The organism is Rosenbergiella australiborealis, assembly GCF_018494035.1.
In the GTDB taxonomy this organism is placed as follows: domain Bacteria; phylum Pseudomonadota; class Gammaproteobacteria; order Enterobacterales; family Enterobacteriaceae; genus Rosenbergiella; species Rosenbergiella australiborealis.
Genome location: NZ_JABBFO010000002.1, coordinates 302782 through 321646, shown reverse-complemented (window position 1 = coordinate 321646; position 18865 = coordinate 302782). Strand labels below are relative to the sequence as shown.

The following is an 18865-nucleotide window of genomic DNA, read 5'->3' as shown; positions in this document are numbered from 1 at the left end:
CATTTTGTATTTGGTAGATTCAAAAATTAGGTTATTAAGTTTTTTAAAATAAAATATTAGTTATGATGGGTAGATTTCATTAATGTTATAGGGTGTTGTCACAATTATATTATGAGAGGTTTATTTTGTAAGGCTGTCATTAAGTAAAACTTACAGTATAAATAATAAAATTTATATTTTTCTTTGGAATTCCATCATTAAATTCTTATTTAATATCCGTTATAACCTGATAAATGATACTTTTAGTTAATATTTTCATCTACGTGAATATTTCATGATTCACTACGTTAGTTAACTATATTAAATATAATATAAAAACATCAATAGTTAGCTACATTAAATATGATAATGCAGCTAACTATAATTTATTTACACTTAAATTTTAAATATATTAAAATTATTACCAACCAGCTGCAAATCCTACTCCTACAGCAGAGTTGTGTGATGAATCCCACGAAATATTAACTCTAGCTGCAGTATTTTGAGTCATGTGAACTTGTGCTCCAGCAGCAACTGCTTGGCCATTACTATATGTTCCACCACCCATTCCGTAAGAGAAACGATTATTATTTAAGTATGGTATCGATGCGATGGCTGTCACACCGGCTATACCAGCATTCAATTTCTTATTAGCTTGATCTATTTTATTAGAAAGTTTTCTTATTTTTTCATCACCTTGAATATTTAATTTTTCTATTTGTTTATCAGTATAGTTATTTGCTGAGCTCAGGGTGTTGGCCGAGGATTTATCAGTATAGCTATTTGCCGAGCTCAGGGTATTGGCCGAGGATTTATCAGTATAGCTATTTGCTGAAATAAGTGTATCTGAAGTGAATTTATTTAGTTGCTTTACATTCACCGCATCTGTATCTGAGGTCCCTTCAGCAACATTAGTAATTTTTCTTTTAATAGTATCACTTCCTACCGATACTGTATTTTCCTCATTTGTTGAGGAGTTTGAACCTATTGACACGGAGTTTTTTGCTGAGGTTGATGCTCCATCACCAATGGCCACTGAACTTGTTTCTGATGCACTTGCATTATGCCCAATAGCTGTTGAGCTTGTTCCATTTGTAGTCGCTCCCCGGCCTATTGCTGTTGAATAGTCACCATTACTCTTTGAATCATATCCGACCGCTGTACTTGTATCACCATTTGATTGGCTTTGACCTCCTACAGAAATTGCACCCCAGCCATTTGATGTAGATTGATTACCTATTGCTATCCCTTCTTTTCCTATACCAGTAGTTGTGTCGACTTTAGCATTTACCCCAATAGCAACCGATGCTTCATCGTCAGCATGCGCGTTAAAACCTATTCCAGTAGCAAGATAACCTGCAGAGCTTCCAGCGCCATAAGCAGACGCTCCTGGTTGGTTAGCATTACTATTTTGGCCAATTGATGTTGAGGCTTCAGTATTATGATCGTTACCACCACCCTCCGAAAAAGCTAGAGATGCGCTTGAATATGAAATTAATGTACTTAGCATTAATAGTTTAAATTTGATCATTTTTATTTAATCCCCAGCTTTTAAATTAAACATAAAGAAATGTAATATATTAAGTATCTATTAATGTAATTTATATTTCATTGATCTATATCATTATTTTGTTTAATTACATTAAATTAATTAACATAACTTATTCTTATTAGTGGTTATTGTGTTTTTTTAATTTTTAAATTAATATTTAAGGTGTTTATTTTAATTAATGATTTTATGGGTTGGGTATTTTATAAATAATATTTTTTAAATATAAAAATATTATTTATATTGAATTTATTGGTGATTGTATTTACAATAATTAAGTTTATTGGGGTTTTCATGTGTATGTATTTTATGAAGGTGTGATAAAAATAAATAATTTCTAACCGTGGGTAATTACCATGATAAATAAATCATGTTACATAATATTAGTCTCTACCTAGTGTTTTTTTAGTAACTTAATATTATTAATAAAAATATAATTACTACCTTACCTTCATATGCCCTTAGATGATTTTTATCTTATATATGAATTCAAGTAATAAAATATATCCATTTAAAAGAAAATTATGAACTTATGCTTCTGAAAAACTAGACAGTAGATTTATTTATAAATAAGATTTAGACTTGACTATGTGCCTAACATTAATACTAATTTGAGATGACTAAGATACCGTTAGTGTAAGAAGCCACAAACGTAATACTCCGCAGGGGAAAATTACTATTAGTATGCTTGTAGGGTTCATGGCGGTGCGTGGATTAAAACACTCAGCCAGATGTTATACTAGAATAGTGTCAATGTTGGACTATGTTCTGTACGACGACTGATGTAGTAATGCGGACTAACAAGTCGTCAACCAGTTAAAGAGTACTGCAGGGTTAAAGAAGACAGTATCCTTACATTACCAAACTGACTGAGCCGACAACTTTCGCCGCCCGCACTATACTGTCTCTGGTTCAGTGCTATTAGTTTCATTCGAGTGCATGATAAACGGTGCTATATCTCGCAGGTCTTTGATTTATATTCACGCCCGATTATCGATTTAGCCTTCTCTCTAGCAGCTTTTTCTAATTGAGCATGCAGGGCTTTGCGGAATACACAGAAAGACGATAGCGTAACTGACGAGTATTATTTCATTGGGATTCGAGAGTTTGGTGTACAGGTAATCAATACAGAAAATTATTATGGAATTATTGTATGATATTAAATATGAGCTGAAGAAGCGATTGCCTAGAACTCAACGATGGACAGAGTTTTTCATAGCCTCAAGAGTTAATAAATTCCCAATGTGATTTACGATAATTTTACCTATCTGGTGCACGGGATAAACTAATAGATAACAAGTTATTATGACTTAAAACATCCTCATATAAATAATCGCGGTTTACCTCCTTGCTGGTATTAAAAAGGTGGAAGTAGGATGTTCTGGTGTCCTGATTACGTGATTGACTACATAATCATATAATTTTACCCAACAAACAATTGTAGACACGAAACTAAGTGAGTAAACTCTTAACTATGAGTGATTACTCATGATAATAATCAGCATTAACCTGTAAAACTCTTCGTAAAACATAACCCTCGAATTTCACAAAGAAGCCCTCGAACTCGCTAAACATATTATTACCGTCAACGCAGAAGACGGGTAGATGATAAGTTACATAATGGATATCAACCTACTGCTCTGTTACCCTAGCTAATTTAAAGCTAATGACCAATCATCAATATAATGACAATTTATTGGCCGATATGCTTAACAAAAATTTTCCCATGATCGGGATAGTATTACAGCGAATCTTGACATAGATGGATTTAATTTTTCATCGGCTTTGATTGGCTGGCCTGTTTGACAGGTAACACTCTACGGTTGTTATATTTCTTTTAGAAGTAAGGTGACTATTTACGCCACTCAATGAACAGCACCGCTATGCGGTGTTTTTGATGGGTAATGCTTTAATTGTCACTGATTCCACAAAATTACAGCTTGGGTAATAGAAAGCCCTAATCCTAAGATTAGGGCTTAACACTTATGCTTTAAGACGGTTGCCGTTAGGTAGAGTATTCACTCCCCACAAACCCGCTAGGGAACTCACAATTGCACCTAAAAGTAGGGCAATGAAAGACCATAATGAGATTTTGGCAGCTGCTTTTGCTGCGGCATCTGCTTTTTGCTTAGCTTCTTGTTTAAACTGCGCGTACTCAGCCTTAGCTTGATTCACCTTATTTTGTAATTGATTAATGCTATCGTTAGCTTGTTGAACCGCTTTATCACGTGCCTGCATAAAGTTATCAACCGCTTTATTGGCTTGCTCTTGTGTCATCGACGTATTTTGAGCTAATGCATTTTTGACATCATCGCGGTTAACCGATTGACTAATTGTCTGGGTGCGTGCTTTAAGTTTATCCGTCAGCTGGCTAATAATTTGATCGCTGTTGTCTGGATTTGAAGCAATAGCTTTGCCTGCATCGATGACATCATTACTGGCTTGTTGTAGTTGGTCCTGCAAATAATCAGGTTGTAATGCCGGAATATTTGATTTTTTAAGAGCATTAATGACATCTTGATTTGTCTCAGAGGTATTCACTTGTGTGTTAACACCGAGTTTATCAAACATATCTTTACTGAAGTCAGCAGTGTTGGCGACAGCTTTACCCGCTCCGCTCACTACCGAACCGGCACCCGAGGCAACAGAACTGACTGCGCTGCCCGTTAATTTTAGTAGACCACCGACCGCAGAGAATCCAAGGACCGTTGCGACCAGCAGCGAGGTTCCCCAAATAAGAAAACCGTGTATTAAGCCATCAGTACCGGCTAAACGGCCTGCGACGAATCCGCCAGCAGCCAGACTGATCACTAAAGCGATCACCGTCCATATCATCACGGCTTTATCTGCACCGTTAACAATATCGTCAGAGGTCGGGGAAAGAAGGGAAAAGCCTAAACTTGCTCCTAAGGTGGTTAATAGCAGCGATACCGCAAGGACGGTAATTACCCCTGCAATAATGCTGCCCCAAGAAATACGTTTAGTCAGTGTGATCGGGTTATTTAATTCCATCATAAACTCCATTTTTAAAAGGATTACTCAATTAATACTGTAGTTCAAAGATAGAATATTACGAGTTTATGTATAAGATTCTGAGAAGGGCGTACACACTCCCTGTTTCGACACCAATGTTAGTATGGGCAGCTTAAAGTACCGCAGGGGCAGAGCATAACGGTGCGGTGTCTACGGTCGGTAATGCAGTAAGGGGTGACATCCATCACGTCACTGTCTTAACGGCTTACAGCATTACCGCACGGGTTAGCTATTTCACGACGGGGTTTTTATGCGTGGATAAGGCATTCATAAAATTATCATCGAGATGCAAGTGTTGCTGCACAAGCTCACTAGGTGTGCTGGCAAGCCACTGGTTGAGAGAAATATCAGCATAATAATCGCTCTTGAATAGCTCAAGAAAACGCAGGGGGGTGTCACCCGTATTTTCGACATAATGTCCCATCGCGAAAGGAACATAGCCGACATCACCGGCACGAAAATCAAAGGTTCTTGCTTGTCCTGACGAAGCAAAAACACCCATGCGCCCTTGGCCTGACAAATAATATTGCCACTCATCGTTATTAGGGTGCCAATGCAGTTCTCGCATTCCTCCCGGCGCTATTTCAACCAGTGCGGCAGCGATTGTTTTCGAGATAGGGAAGTTGGACGAATCTGTAATGCGGACTGAGCCTCCAGCAGACGTGATTGGTGTTTGATCCATCATATGATGAGTAAAATTCAGTAGTGATTTTTTACCCTTCTGGGGGGCCACTGAGGTAATATCGCCCGGGACTTTCCCAGCAAACATATATTCGCTCTCTGGGGAAGGGAGATGAGAAAAAGTCGACACGGGAACATTAAAGTTTTTTGCCAAGACTTCAGGGGGAATGTGCTTAAACCAATCTGACAGCAAGAAGGTGCTATCTTCATCGAATCCCCCATCGTCAAAGGCTAATAAAAATTCACAGCCATCATCACCAATACCTTGAATCGAATGAGGGATGCCAGGGGGAAAATACCATAAATCGCCGACTGAAATATCATCGATAAACCAGCCGCCCTTCGTATCAAAAGCAGTTACCCGCGCATGGCCATAGGTTACAAAAGCCCATTCGCCTTCTTTATGCCAGTGAAGTTCTCGAATCCCTCCGGCATTAAGGCGCATATCAACACCCGCAATGGTTTTCGCAGCGCCGAGCTCTCTATTAGTGACTTGCCTCGTCCATCCTCCACTACCTCGTCTTATATGGGCATCACTAAACGAATAACAAAGGTTAGGCAATGTACCGCTATCCGTTGACGGGGGATCGACAATATCTCTATTTTCCTGCTCACGAATTGGGTCATGGGGTCCAGGAAAATCGGCTTGAAAAGGGATCGCTTGAGTCTTGCTGTCATGGGCCATCACTTCACCGGCAGCGAGCATCATTGTTCCACCCGCTGCAAAGGACATAAAATTTCGTCGTGTAAAGTTAGCCATACGATTACCTCATTGTTATTTATAAGCTAATTTTTTACTCCATAAAGGAGTCGCGATAAAGCGATTGCTGTAACACTTTGTTAACAATGTTTTCCACGGCTGAAAAATTAGTCCCTTTTTTTTAAGAGGTTATGTCAGTAGATATTGGATAAATCTTGTTAAGATAAGTCGCACACCTTGTATTTGATACATACTGGTCTACGATTATTGTATAGCGTTGTTGAGCCATATTTCACTACCCAAGGATGAGTAGTGCTATACAACACCTAGATAGTAGTTATCCCGAAAATACGACTTATTTCCTTATTGGCCTTTCTTTATTGAAAGGCTTTTTTTTGGTTAAGAGTATGGATCGTTTTTCTGTATATAAAGCGATCAATGTAAGCCATGGTCGCCACCAATAAATGTAAATAGCGGTAATCGCTGAGTAGATAGCGAGGCTTTTCTGCTGTACCCTATGTCTATTAATTCTTTGATTTCTTATGGCGATTATAATGTCTAAGTCTAAACGTAAATTTTGGACCATTACGCTGCTCGCAGTTATTGTTGTGCCTTGTTTAATTATGGCAGCGCTATTAATTACAGTGATGTACGTAAAGCCTTACTAATCGTACTGTTTACGCCTGATGCTGCCTATCGTGTAGTGTCCTTTTCCGAGGTACCTCGCAGGTGGCGGGAGCGAGAGCGAGTCAGTGGTTAGGGCCAAAATCCGATTAACGCGAATCGCTTAATTAGGCTGTTCATTTTTTCATCTCAGAAACCTTCATCTAAAGTGCGTTCTTACCCTCGTTATTTTATTTTCGCATCGATCGGGGATTGGTACTGGTTAAGCTGTAAAACGATATTTATTAATGACTTTTTATTCAAAACAAGGTGGATAACTTGGAATCGATATATCACTCGACGATTAAATGGACAGGGAATTTGGGGCAGGGAACAGCGCACTATCGAGGCTACGCGCGAACATGGGACATCAGCATACCGGGTAAGCCGACAATAGCGTGTTCTAATGACCCACTTTTGGGGGGTGATCCGAGTAAAATGAATCCTGAGGATTTGTTGATCTCCTCACTCTCTGCCTGTCATATGCTCTGGTACTTACACTTAGCGTCATCCGCAGGTATCACTGTCGTGGCTTACCAGGATATGCCGAGTGCTGTCGGCGAAGTATTGAAAAGCGGGGCCGGTCGATTTCTTTCGATGACCTTAAAACCGGTGATTACCGTGTTACCTGGCACAGATCTTCAACTTGCCGAGCAGCTGCACCATAAGATCCACGAAGTGTGTTTTATTGCACGTTCGGTTAACTTTCCCGTCGACTATCAACCAGAATTTATTATCGCATCCGATAAAACTACCGCTGATAATACCTAATAAGCTGTGCGGGGGGGATTACATCGCAGAGAATAGAGTGGGCGATAAAAATAGTCGGTGACTGAGTCAGTCGTGTTTCTCTCTACGTGAAAATTATCGGAACATCAGTTGAACCCCTGCCAATAATAGGTAGACTGGTCTGTCTATTATTGGGAGGACTGTCTGTTGTCAACGAAGCAAAAAATACGAGATACGGCGCATTGCCTTTTTTATAACGATGGGATTCATGCCACCGGTATTGATCGCATTATTAAACAAGCCGGCGTTGCCAAACAGAGCTTTTATAATCATTTCACTTCTAAGCATAGTTTGGTGATGGATTATCTTGATCTCCGTCACCAACAATGGCTGGATCTCTATACTGCGCGGCTTACTGTCGCCAATACACCGCAAGAACGTATCCTTGCGGTGTACGATGCCTACCAAGATCATGCTGAAGCTCATTATCTAAAAGGATTTCGAGGTTGTGGGTTGCTTAATGCGGCAGCAGAATTTCCCGCTGACTCACCGGAGCGACAACAGGTTTCTAGGTATAAAGCACAAATTCAGCAATTTATTGAACATGCACTCTTGGATCTCATCCCTGATAGGCCCGAACTCGCAGCGATTTTAGCCTATGAGTTTGCTTTTCTTCTCGAAGGCAGTATCAGTCTAGCCGGTTTGGCTAGTCGTCCTGCATTAATTCAACTGGCTAAGCACAGTGTGACCCAACGGTTGGAGGTTTTATGAAACCGGCTACTTGGGGAAATGCTTGTGTGGTTATTGCTGCATTATTGTGGGGAACGACCGGAACGGCGGCGCATTTAGCACCACAACTAAGCCCGATTACTATTGCTTGTGTCGCGATGGGAGGAGGTGGGATCTTACAAGCATTGATTGCGTATTCCGCTATTATTCGTGCGCGTGAACCGCTTAGGCAGCACTACCCTTTATTACTTTGTGGGGCCGGTGCAGTGGCGATCTATCCACTTGCTTTTTATAACGCAATGGATTGTGCAGGTGTTGCGCTGGGTACAGTTATCTCGATTGGCTCGGCTCCCCTTTTTTCTGCACTAATCGAGAATCGGGTAGATGGGGCGCATTTGTCTATTCGGTGGTGGTGTGGTGCATTACTCGGTGCCTTAGGTATTGCGCTTTTGGCCAGCACACACGCTCATCCTATGATTGATAACGCACAGCCTTCATTACGATTTCCCCTTGGTATAGGGCTAGGCTTATTAGCTGGGTTAACCTATGCATTATACTCTTGGACCGCGAGAAGGATGATGGTCAATGGGATAGCGAGGGCGGCAGCTATGGGAGCAACCTTCGGCGTAGGTGGACTGCTATTGCTACCGCTATTATTCTACACCGGTGCACCACTGCTTCAGTCTTGGCATAACGCTGGGATCGGTGCTTACATGGCGCTCTTTCCAATGTGTATTGGGTATATCTGCTATGGGGCGGGACTTGCAAGAATAAGGGCTAGCGTGGCTACGGTTATAACTCTACTCGAGCCAGTTATCGCTGCACTACTTGCTGTGATCATTTTAGGTGAAAGGCTGACTTCAATGGGGTGGTTAGGCATTGTGATCATTATCAGTAGTTTAGGTATTATTATCTACCCTAATCAGCGTGTACCTAGCCTATAGCGAAACCTATGCTCAATTGCCGCAGTGAACTGTTGTGAGGTTATCAATACAGGGAGCAACTGCGGTATTGCAATTATTGTCCCCTCGGTTTTACCCTGCATGTTAACCGTTATCTAGTGGTCATTGAAATTGTGCGGCAAGCGAATAAAGAAAAATACCCGGCTAAAATCGATTAAAAATAATACAAATCACTGGGTTTCTTGGATAAAGAGTGTAATCGTTTACAATGATATCTGGTTAAGTTTTTGTTAATTTATTATCTTTTTAGGCTGAGCGCTGATCGACAAAGACACTAACAGAGGAATTCTTTCCTCTTCTCAAACCCTTTATCATCAACACTCTCAGCAAAAAAGATGAAACTGCATCCTTACAAATGTTGCATTATGAGAGTTACATCATGTTATAGAAACAAGTCATTAACATTTTGTGACTCGTCACGCAGTGTTCCAAAACGCATCACATTACTATGCGTTTACATAATAAAATTCACTGGAACGCTAAAATGATTGATAACGCACATCGACAACGTAAGGCTAGAAATTTCACCTTATTTGTAGGCGGAATTGCCGCATTGTCTGGTCTATTATTTGGCCTTGATATTGGTGTTATCGCCGGGGCCTTACCTTTTTTATCTCATGACCTTAATATTACTAGCCACCAGCAAGAATGGGTGGTCAGTGCAATGATGCTAGGCGCTGCAATCGGCGCACTCTTGGCGGGCTGGATGTCCTATCGACTTGGGCGGAAGAAAAGTATTTTAGCGGGTGCTTTTCTGTTTATTATTGGTTCGTTGTGGTCAGCCTTTTCCCCTGATGTGACCAGTTTAATGTGCGCTCGCATGTTGCTCGGTATTGCCGTCGGCTTTGCCTCGTATACTGCACCACTTTATATTGCTGAAATTGCCCCTGAGCGGTATCGCGGTTCGATGATCTCTATGTATCAGATGATGTTAACGACGGGTATCGTTGTCGCCTTTTTGTCTGATGCTGCGCTTAGCTATAGCGGTAACTGGCGATTAATGCTGGGGATCATAGCGTTCCCTGCAATAGTGTTATTTATCGGGGTATTATTTCTTCCGAATAGCCCCCGGTGGTTAGCAGCGATAGGGCGCCATAATGATGCACAAAAAGTCTTAGAACGGTTACGCAGCACGGATTTACAGGCACAGCAAGAGCTGGATGAAATTCGGGAAAGTTTATTAGTTAAACAGAGCGGTTGGGCGTTATTCCGTACTAATTCAAACTTCCGACGTTCAGTGGGGTTAGGGGTACTGTTACAAGTCATGCAGCAATTTACCGGTATGAACGTTGTAATGTATTACGCCCCTAAAATCTTTGCCATTGCAGGATTTGCAAGCACATCACAACAGTTATGGGGAACGGTTGTCGTAGGGTTAACCAATATGCTGGCAACACTGATCGCCGTAGGGTTAGTGGATCGTTGGGGAAGAAAACCAATGCTAATAACCAGTTTCTTCATCATGGCGGTTGGCATGGGAGCTTTAGGATTATTTATCCATAATGGCATTCACTCTGTATTCATCCAGTATGCAACGATTACAATGTTACTACTGTTTATTATTGGTTTTGCGATGGCCGCGGGTCCAATAGTGTGGTTACTCTGTTCAGAAGTTCAGCCATTAAAAGGGCGTGACTTTGGGATCACCATTTCTACTACGACGAACTGGATTGCCAATATGATTGTAGGCGCAACGTTCCTGACGCTACTCGAAAGTTTTGGAAATGCAAATACCTTTTGGCTGTATGGCGGATTCAATGTCTTGTTTATTATTCTGACATTCTGGTTGGTGCCTGAAACGAAAAATGTCTCTCTGGAGCATATTGAAAGAAATCTAATGCAAGGCAGACCATTACGCCACATTGGTAAGTAACTGAAAGGCGAGGGGGGGAATAATTCCCCCCTTACTGTTTCTTCTTATTCTGCAACAAGCCACATATCGGCTTCTTCAAACATCTCTTCTAACATACGGTTAAGTTTTTCCCGATCGCTCTTGCTCGCATCACTGTTCAATGCGTTGGTTTGCATCGGTTTAACCCGTACTTGTGCGTCAGGAAATAGACGTGCTACACGCTGTGTTAATTCTTGCAAAATAATTGCTTCAGCATTGTCGAGCCCTGCGACATTTCTTTTATCGTAAACTAATTCAACGTACATATCACACCCTACGGCTGTATGGATAAACAGTATATTGCCGAGGCGCTCGGGGCTTGTCAAGCGGGCCTTTACAAACCATTAGTGCTCAATATTGAAATCAGGGCTGTGCAGCGCATTGTCATCTACTATGCTAGTCAGTAATAAGAGATCAATGATATCCGACAATTTATGGAGTACGTTATGAAAGCAATAGTTTATCGTCAACACCAATTACCTATCACTGACAGCCAAGCACTGTACGAAATTGAGACGGCAATCCCGACACCCGGCGCCCGTGATCTATTAGTTAAGATTACGGCTATTTCAGTCAATCCCATTGATACAAAGATTCGTCGCAGTGCTGATGCCGAAGAACCACGTATTTTGGGGTGGGATGCGGTAGGAGAAGTGGTCGACGTGGGTGAAAACGTCACCTTATTTTCCCCCGGGGATAAAGTCTACTACGCAGGATCGCTAATTCGACCGGGAACAAATGCGGAATATCACCTTGTTGATGAACGTATTGTTGCGAAAAAACCAACACGTTGTAGTGACGCTCAAGCGGCGGCTTTACCACTTACCGCGCTCACGGCATGGGAGCTATTATTTGATCGTCTTGCCGTTGATAGTACGAGCGAGAAAACATTACTTATTATTGGTGCTGCAGGGGGCGTGGGCTCGATACTAACGCAACTGGCCAGTAAATTAACACGTTTGAGGGTGATAGGTACCGCGTCTCGCCCAGAAACGACGGAGTGGGTGCGTAAATTGGGTGCCGATCAGGTGATTGACCATACTCATCCCCTTAGTGAAGAGCTGGCAAAGATTGGGGTTAAACACGTCGACTACGTGGCCAGTCTGACTCACACTGATAGTCATTATCAACAAATTATTGAAGTCCTTGCACCACAAGGTAAGCTGGGATTAATCGATGATCCTAAAACTCTCGATGCAATGCCATTGAAGAAAAAAGCCCTTTCACTGCATTGGGAACTTATGTTTACACGATCGCTTTTCGAGACTGAGGATATGATCCGTCAACATGAAATTTTGAGTCAGGTTGCGAAGTTAGTTGATGAAGGGATTCTTAGTACGACGCTTGCTGAGCATTATGGCAAAATCAACGCAGATAATCTTCGTCGAGCACATGCAATGTTAGAGAGCCATAAGGCGAAAGGCAAAATTGTGCTAGAAGGATTCTAACTTTCTGATACGAGGGGCGACCCCCCCTCGTTCTGAAAAGTGTACTAGTCTAGCTGTGAGACTTCTTGAGGGGAAAGCGCTAAGGTTTGACGTTGACCACTGTGAGAGGCCTTGAACGCCGCATCAATCACCGCCATCACCGCAAGCCCTTCTAATCCACTTACAGGATTTTTACCGCCATTGCGAAGAGCATTATAGATACCTTGATAAAAGAGGCACTGATCACCGGCAGGTGTGGGGAGAAGTGTCTTTTTGCCGTCAGCAGGATAATAAATAGTCTCGTCACTATCTTTTCCCCACTGTTCACTGTGAGGAAGAATGCCAGCCAGCAGCTGAGGTTCTTGTTGGTCAGGAGAAGTCTTGACTAAACTGCCTTCAGTACCGTGTGCGACAAACCGTAAGTGGCCGCCAGCAGTCATCATTGAGCAGTGTAAAATCACCCGGTGATTGGGGTAGTTAAGAATGACATGTGCCCAATCGTCTGCCTGTGCGCCTTCGCGTAGCAGACTGATATTAGCCTCCACCGTTTCGGGTAAGCCAAATAACTGTAAGGCCTGATCAACAAGGTGCGGGCCAATATCGAACCACAAACCACTTCCCGGCTGCGATTGCTCACGCCAACGATCGAGAACTTTCGGGCGAAAACGGTCAATATGGGATTCAAAATGCACGACTTTACCAATTTTCCCTGCTTCAATGTAGGTTTTCATCGCCAAAAAATCGCTATCCCAACGTCGGTTTTGGAATACTGACAGCAAGCATTGCTGCTGCGTCGCTAAGTTTATTAGTTCTCGGGCATCCTCAAGATTAAGCGTGAACGGCTTATCAACCACAACATGTTTTTTTGCTTCCAGTGCACGTTTAGCAAGCGGGAAGTGCGTTTGATTCGGGCTTGCAATCACAACCAGATCAACATCAGGATGTGTAATTGCGGCATCTACGCTATCGGTGACTTGCACCGATGGGAAATCGTTATGGACTTTTTGACTATTACTGGAAGCCACAACCACCAATTCGAGGCCTTCAGTGGCGGTGATGAAAGGGGCATGCATGGTTTTACCGACAAAACCATAACCAATTAAAGCCACTCCCAAACGTGGCGATTTTTCTGGAGTCGATTCGCTCATTTTATCTCCTCAATGTTTACTAATTGTTAAATTATCATAACTAGTTAACAACGTTAACAGGAATTTGTTACTGAGTGAACCCAGAGATGTCACTTGCTTTCATCTTTCACCCCCTTTATCGTGTAAAACACTTATTTTGAACGAGTGTGCAACTGTGCAGACAACTCTCTCTATTACGGCTAAAAAGTTTAAAAAATCTTGCCTACTATTACTACTCGGTCTCTCTCTGGGCAGCCAGACTGCTTTGGCCGAGACATTAACAGTGACTTATGCTGGGTCAATGGGCGTTGTGATGGATAACGGCTTAGGGCCTGACTTTGCTAAACAACATCATGTCGATTATCAAGGACAAGGGCAGGGTGCTTATGGAATGGCCCGACTACTGGCTGCGAAAAAAGTTGTTGCAGATGTTTTCGTCTCGATTACCCCTGGACCTATTGACGTGCTTAAACAAGCTGGGCTTGTGGATCAGGCTCAGCCGGTCGCCAGTACACGGATGGTTATTGCGTATAATCCACGGAGTCGCTTTGCACCGCAATTGGCTAAAACCGGTCTCACGACAAGTCTCCCTTGGTGGAAAATCCTCACTGAGCCGGGCTTTCGTTTCGGCAGAACAGATCCAACCAGTGATCCACAAGGGCAAAATATTATTTTTACACTGAAACTCGCTGAAAACTATTATCAGCAACCAGGGTTGGCACAAAAAATAATGGGGCCTGTCATCAATCCACAACAAATCGCTGCGGAAGGCGGCCTACTGACGCGCTTACAAGCCGGGCAGATTGATGCGGCATCGGGCTATGAGAGTGCCACGCGTTCGGCGAAATTACCTTATATCGTTTTGCCCGATGAAATTAATCTCAGTAATCCGGATGATAGCCAACAGTGGTACGATAAAGTGAGTTTCACATTGACGGCTCAGACAGGCCAGCAAAAAATCTATCGTCCACAGCCTTTGGTCTTTTATGCAGTGGTTCTTAAAAATGCACCGCATCCGCAACTTGCACGCGACTTTGTTCACTATTTGATGAGTAAGCCTGCACAGAAAATTTTCAAGGATAATGGTTATGATCAACCCAAAGGGAAGCCATTTTAATTCTCTTCTCGGGAAAATGTGTCGCTGATGTTTTCTCGGAGTTTAATGTTTCCGGCATTGTGCCTGCTTGTCGTGCCATTTATCACTTTACTCATCGTGACACCTTGGCACGATTTTCACCTCGCCTATGGGGACGGACATGCCGTACTGACCTCTTTGAGCTTAAGTCTTATCAGCGTGCCTCTAATCGTTTTACTGGGTACCCCGGTTGCGTTATGGTTGGCGAATACTCAATCTCCTTGGCGGATTAGCGTTGAAATTGGGATCTTAATCCCACTATTAACGCCGCCACTGGCAATGGGAATACTGCTAGTAACGGCTTATGGACCTTATGGCACACTAGGTGAAGTTCTTACCCGACTGGGTATTAATCTTACCAATACACCCGCGGCATTTGTATTGGCGCAAGTTTATGCGGCGCTTCCCTACTATATATTGATGGCACGTAATGCGTTTGAAAATATTCCTCGCGAGGTTACCGAGGTGGCTCAAACATTAGGCGCAAGCCGCCAACAGCTATTTTGGCGATTAACCTTACCGCTGGCGAGAAGAGATTTACTCAATAGCCTCTCTTTAGCCTGGGCGAGGGCGCTAGGTGAATTCGGGATTGTGATGATTTTTTGTTATTTTCCACAAGGTATTCCGGTAAAGCTGTATGTTAATTTACAAAATGGCGGAGTTGATGCGGTATATAGCTTGCTGTGGATATTACTTCTTACCAGTCTGCCATTTCCGTTATGGTGTTTTTATCGTTCTCAGCGCAGTAAACATACGCCCGCATAACGCGGGCGTACATTAATAAAGAGAAGGTTTACCCTCTGGGCGTGTTTTAAAGCGCCGATGTAACCACATATATTGTTCCGGTGCCATCATCACACATTGCTCAACCAACTGATTGAGCGCGGTGGCGGTGCTGACATCTGAATCGACTGGAATAGTGTCAGCGGCAGGTAGGATAACCATCTCATAACCTTGATTTCCAGATAAGCGGCGGGCAAGGAAAGGGATAACGGCAGGTTGACTCATCCGAATAAGCATATAGCTACCTTTGGTCGAGGCGGCTTCATTGACGGCAAAAAAGGGTGCGAACACGCTGGTTTTTGGCCCATAATCATGGTCGGGCGCGTACCATAAAATATCACCTTGCTTCAGGGCTCGAAGCATTCCTTTGACATCTCGGCGATTAATCATATCTTTGTTAGAACGCATACGGCCGTAAGTCTGCAACCAATCCACAACCGGATTATCGTTTGGTCGATAAACACCAATACCGGGATTATAAATACCGAAAATGCGGGCACCGAGCTCTAGGGTAAGAAAATGTACCCCTAATAATAGCACCCCCTTGCCTTCTTGCTGAGCTTTGGAAATATGCTCGAGGCCGGTGACTTTAAAGTGTTTTTTGACGCGCTCATCCGACCAAAACCATGCCATTCCCGTTTCAAATAACGCCATACCCACAGAGGCAAAGTTGTCTTTAAGAAGCTGTTGCCTTTCTGACTCGCTTTTTTCAGGGAAACAGAGATGGAGGTTACGCGTAGCGATATAGACACGTTCCGTCATGACTTTCATCGCTAACCGTCCGACAAGTGGCCCCAGCTTATTAAGCCAGCGATAAGGCAATTGAACGACGAGATACAGCATGCCGATACCACACCATAATAAGAAAAAGCGAGGATGCAATAATTGACGAGTAAATTTAGGCAAAATGGTCATGTTAAACCCTGATCAACTAAAAAATTATAACAAATGCCGCGCAGTATACCGTAATTGCATAACATTTGCTGAGTTCGCTTTGCTACACTTAGATGAAAGAGTAAATAAAGAGAATCTTATGGCACGTGACACTGATAGTGAACTTTATCGTTACCCACAACGTCTACGAGAGACCCTTGATCACCTGCCACAAGCACCCGGTGTCTATTTTTTTTGGGCGGCAGAGAGCAAAGTTCCTCTTTATATCGGTAAAAGTGTCAATATACGTTCGCGAGTATTCTCCCATCTTCGCACGGTTAATGAAGCAAGATTACTGCGTCAAACGGATAAGATTACATTTACCGAAACAGCCGGCGATATCGGTGCACAATTGCTGGAAGCAACATTAATTAAGCAATTGATCCCATTACATAATAAACAGCTACGTAAACAACGTGCGCTTTTCTCCTTACACTGGGATGAAACAAAGATTGATATTGTCAGTTCTCGAGAAAAAAACTTTGCACTAACCCCTGAGTTGTATGGTTTATACCGTAACAAGCGAGCTGCGATGGAGTTTATTCGTAATTTGGCCGATGAACATCAGCTCTGTTTAGCAACATTGGGTATTGAGGCGCAACGGCGTGGGCAAGGCTGCTTTCGATCCATGTTGGGAAAATGCCGTGGAGTCTGTCAAGGTAAGGAGAGCATCGTCACGCATCATAGCCGTGCCAAGGATGCGTTAGCGACATGGCAGATAAAAATGTGGCCTTACCCAGGAAGAGTCGCTATTCACGAACAGCGAGAAGGATTTAATGATTATCACATTATCGATCATTGGCGCTATATCAACACCGTCAATAACTTAACTACGTTGCCCCCCGCTGCGACTGAAAATAGCTTTGACGGTGACAGTTATCGCATACTTTGTAGGGCGCTTTTTAATGAGAAAATAGACGTTATTACTCTCGAGTAGCGATAAAAAATAGGTAAATGGCAGAGCCCATTTACCTATATAGATAGCGTCAGTACGTCAAGTCATGATGGAGAAGTGCATATCTTCAATCAACAATGCGCCTTGTCGTAAAATCGTTCGCTTACCTACATATTGCTCTCGTATTTGTGGCCATTTAGGCAGTTCGTCACACTCTTTCTGCCATACACCACGGTAGTCGGGATTAATCGATTCAAATTCGTTTTTTGTTAATGTAAACATTCGTCTTCTCCTCAGATTTCACTGCACCAGACTCTAGATAATATTTGATGGCGCTCACATATCACCAGATTCCTTCTGATTGGCCACTTAATTCTTAAGTCCATATAACAACTATAGTGTGACAATCCTGTTACACCGCTAATTTTTACAAAAATTGAATATTTTTTTATTTTCGCTGAGGAGAAAAGGATATTAAGGCAGTACGTGGGGGAATATTCAGAAGAGGGGAGGTCAAATGACCTCCCGCAGTATCTGTATGATTTAGTGATTATAACGGACGGCGACGCCTAAAAATTCTGATACCACCACTCTTTACAGTGACTAAAATAATGCCAATAACGACTAAGTTAGCTCCCCAAACGAAGCTATTTTGAATCGTCTCATGGAGTAACCATGCACCGAGGATGACACCAAATAATGGCGTCATAAAAGTGAGTACCCCTAGCTGTGATGCAATATATTTTTTCAATAGCGAAAACCATGCTAAGAAACTCACAAAACAGATCACTACGGATTGAAAGGTGAGCGCAGCAATATTTTTAAATGAGGGCTCAAAGAGCGTGTTATCACTTAACCAACTAGCGATCAGTAAGAAAATAAACGACACAATCAGTTGATACAGTAAAATGGATCGAGAGGCCATTTGATTGACGCGAGTACTACGGATTACGACGGTGGTTGCACCCCACATTAACCCTGACAGCAGTGCAAAAAAATCACCTTTCAACATAGTGGTGTCAGCAAATCCACCCGAAAACGACACGCAGATCCCAATAAAAGAAAAAATAATACCGACCCATTGTAGCCCTGATAACCGTTCATCTTTAATGGCAAAATTTAAGCCGACAGCCGCAAAAATCGGGGAAGTGTACAGGAATACCACCACATGTCCGGCTGTTGTGTATTTGACCGCTTCAGAAACGAAAAAATATTCCAGCGAAAAAAGCAGACCCACTAACCCCCCCACTAACCACATACCGTTTGCGATGGGAAAACGCTGACGCTGAATCCCCATAAGTACGGCTAACATCAATGCGGCAATACCGGAACGGAAGGCTAATAATAGTAGTGGGGAGAAATTACTGGAAGTTTCTTTCAAGATAACTTGCTGAGAACTCCATACTAGACAAATCAATAGCATTGCGATTACCGCTGCACCATCGAGTTGTTTTCTGACGTCCATAATACTCCTATTAAAATGTGTGAAAGACTAAACGGCCGCGGACTATATCATAAACAGATTGATTCTTGCGGTACGGGAAAGAACAAGGCGCAGAATAAAAAAAAAGCCCGCATAAAGCGGGCAAGATAACTAGAGCAATGTGAGTAAGTTATATAAATACCTGATTGTTTTTATCAAGTATTCG

The 18865-nt window shown here is 42.5% G+C and carries 16 protein-coding genes; 8 read left to right on the top strand and 8 right to left on the bottom strand.

Going from position 1 to position 18865, the window contains the following annotated elements:
* Positions 1-400: 400 nt before the first annotated feature.
* The 3 genes from HGT73_RS04140 to HGT73_RS04130 all read right to left on the bottom strand — a co-directional run bounded on the left by HGT73_RS04140 (position 401) and on the right by HGT73_RS04130 (position 6002).
* Positions 401-1510: a YadA-like family protein gene (locus HGT73_RS04140; RefSeq protein ID WP_214212393.1), complete on the bottom strand. Its 1110-nt coding sequence runs from the start codon at positions 1508-1510 to the stop codon at positions 401-403.
* A gap of 2001 nt (positions 1511-3511) precedes the next feature.
* Positions 3512-4543: a YrzE family protein gene (locus HGT73_RS04135; protein ID WP_241609044.1), complete on the bottom strand. Its 1032-nt coding sequence runs from the start codon at positions 4541-4543 to the stop codon at positions 3512-3514.
* Positions 4544-4790: 247 nt separating this feature from the next.
* Entirely contained in the window at positions 4791-6002 is a 1212-nt protein-coding gene (locus tag HGT73_RS04130; RefSeq protein WP_214212392.1) for a cupin domain-containing protein, read from the bottom strand.
* A gap of 882 nt (positions 6003-6884) precedes the next feature.
* Here HGT73_RS04130 and HGT73_RS04125 point away from each other — a divergent pair.
* The 4 genes from HGT73_RS04125 (at position 6885) to HGT73_RS04110 (ending at position 10898) form a co-directional block, all read left to right on the top strand.
* Positions 6885-7376, top strand: coding sequence for an OsmC family protein (locus tag HGT73_RS04125; protein WP_214212391.1), 492 nt, complete (start codon positions 6885-6887; stop codon positions 7374-7376).
* Positions 7377-7541: 165 nt separating this feature from the next.
* Positions 7542-8105 carry a TetR/AcrR family transcriptional regulator gene (locus HGT73_RS04120; protein ID WP_214212390.1) on the top strand — a complete coding sequence of 188 codons (564 nt, stop codon included), beginning with the start codon at positions 7542-7544 and terminating at the stop codon, positions 8103-8105.
* Entirely contained in the window at positions 8102-9007 is a 906-nt protein-coding gene (locus HGT73_RS04115) for a DMT family transporter (protein ID WP_214212389.1), read from the top strand. The genes HGT73_RS04120 and HGT73_RS04115 overlap by 4 nt, the downstream gene beginning before the upstream one ends.
* Positions 9008-9509: 502 nt before the next feature.
* The gene (locus HGT73_RS04110) at positions 9510-10898 is read left to right on the top strand and encodes a sugar porter family MFS transporter (RefSeq protein WP_214212388.1); all 1389 of its coding nucleotides are present in this window, start codon (positions 9510-9512) and stop codon (positions 10896-10898) included.
* Between the two features lie 44 nt (positions 10899-10942).
* Here HGT73_RS04110 and HGT73_RS04105 read toward each other — a convergent pair whose 3' ends face one another.
* Positions 10943-11182, bottom strand: a complete 240-nt coding sequence (locus HGT73_RS04105; protein WP_214212387.1) for a DinI family protein — start codon at positions 11180-11182, stop codon at positions 10943-10945.
* 180 nt (positions 11183-11362) lie between these two features.
* Here HGT73_RS04105 and HGT73_RS04100 point away from each other — a divergent pair, with 180 nt between their 5' ends.
* Positions 11363-12364, top strand: coding sequence for a zinc-binding alcohol dehydrogenase family protein (locus tag HGT73_RS04100; protein WP_214212386.1), 1002 nt, complete (start codon positions 11363-11365; stop codon positions 12362-12364).
* A 44-nt stretch (positions 12365-12408) separates the two neighbouring features.
* On the opposite strand, the gene HGT73_RS04095 is transcribed toward HGT73_RS04100, so the two are convergent.
* Positions 12409-13491: an oxidoreductase gene (locus HGT73_RS04095; RefSeq protein WP_214212385.1), complete on the bottom strand. Its 1083-nt coding sequence runs from the start codon at positions 13489-13491 to the stop codon at positions 12409-12411.
* Between the two features lie 154 nt (positions 13492-13645).
* On the opposite strand from HGT73_RS04095, the gene HGT73_RS04090 reads away from it, so the two are divergent.
* Both HGT73_RS04090 and HGT73_RS04085 read left to right on the top strand, forming a co-directional pair.
* Positions 13646-14587 carry an extracellular solute-binding protein gene (locus HGT73_RS04090; RefSeq protein WP_338111573.1) on the top strand — a complete coding sequence of 314 codons (942 nt, stop codon included), beginning with the start codon at positions 13646-13648 and terminating at the stop codon, positions 14585-14587.
* Positions 14588-14614: 27 nt separating this feature from the next.
* Positions 14615-15370, top strand: a complete 756-nt coding sequence (locus HGT73_RS04085) for a molybdate ABC transporter permease subunit (protein ID WP_214212384.1) — start codon at positions 14615-14617, stop codon at positions 15368-15370.
* 12 nt (positions 15371-15382) lie between these two features.
* Here the strand turns inward: HGT73_RS04085 and HGT73_RS04080 are convergent, their stop codons facing one another.
* Entirely contained in the window at positions 15383-16303 is a 921-nt protein-coding gene (locus HGT73_RS04080; protein ID WP_214212383.1) for a Kdo(2)-lipid IV(A) acyltransferase, read from the bottom strand.
* Between the two features lie 118 nt (positions 16304-16421).
* Here HGT73_RS04080 and HGT73_RS04075 point away from each other — a divergent pair, with 118 nt between their 5' ends.
* Positions 16422-17258 carry an endonuclease gene (locus HGT73_RS04075; protein ID WP_214212382.1) on the top strand — a complete coding sequence of 279 codons (837 nt, stop codon included), beginning with the start codon at positions 16422-16424 and terminating at the stop codon, positions 17256-17258.
* Positions 17259-17315: 57 nt separating this feature from the next.
* On the opposite strand, the gene HGT73_RS04070 is transcribed toward HGT73_RS04075, so the two are convergent.
* Positions 17316-17498, bottom strand: a complete 183-nt coding sequence (locus HGT73_RS04070) for a hypothetical protein (protein ID WP_214212381.1) — start codon at positions 17496-17498, stop codon at positions 17316-17318.
* Between the two features lie 268 nt (positions 17499-17766).
* Positions 17767-18681: a DMT family transporter gene (locus HGT73_RS04065; RefSeq protein ID WP_214212380.1), complete on the bottom strand. Its 915-nt coding sequence runs from the start codon at positions 18679-18681 to the stop codon at positions 17767-17769.
* Positions 18682-18865: the final 184 nt, after the last annotated feature.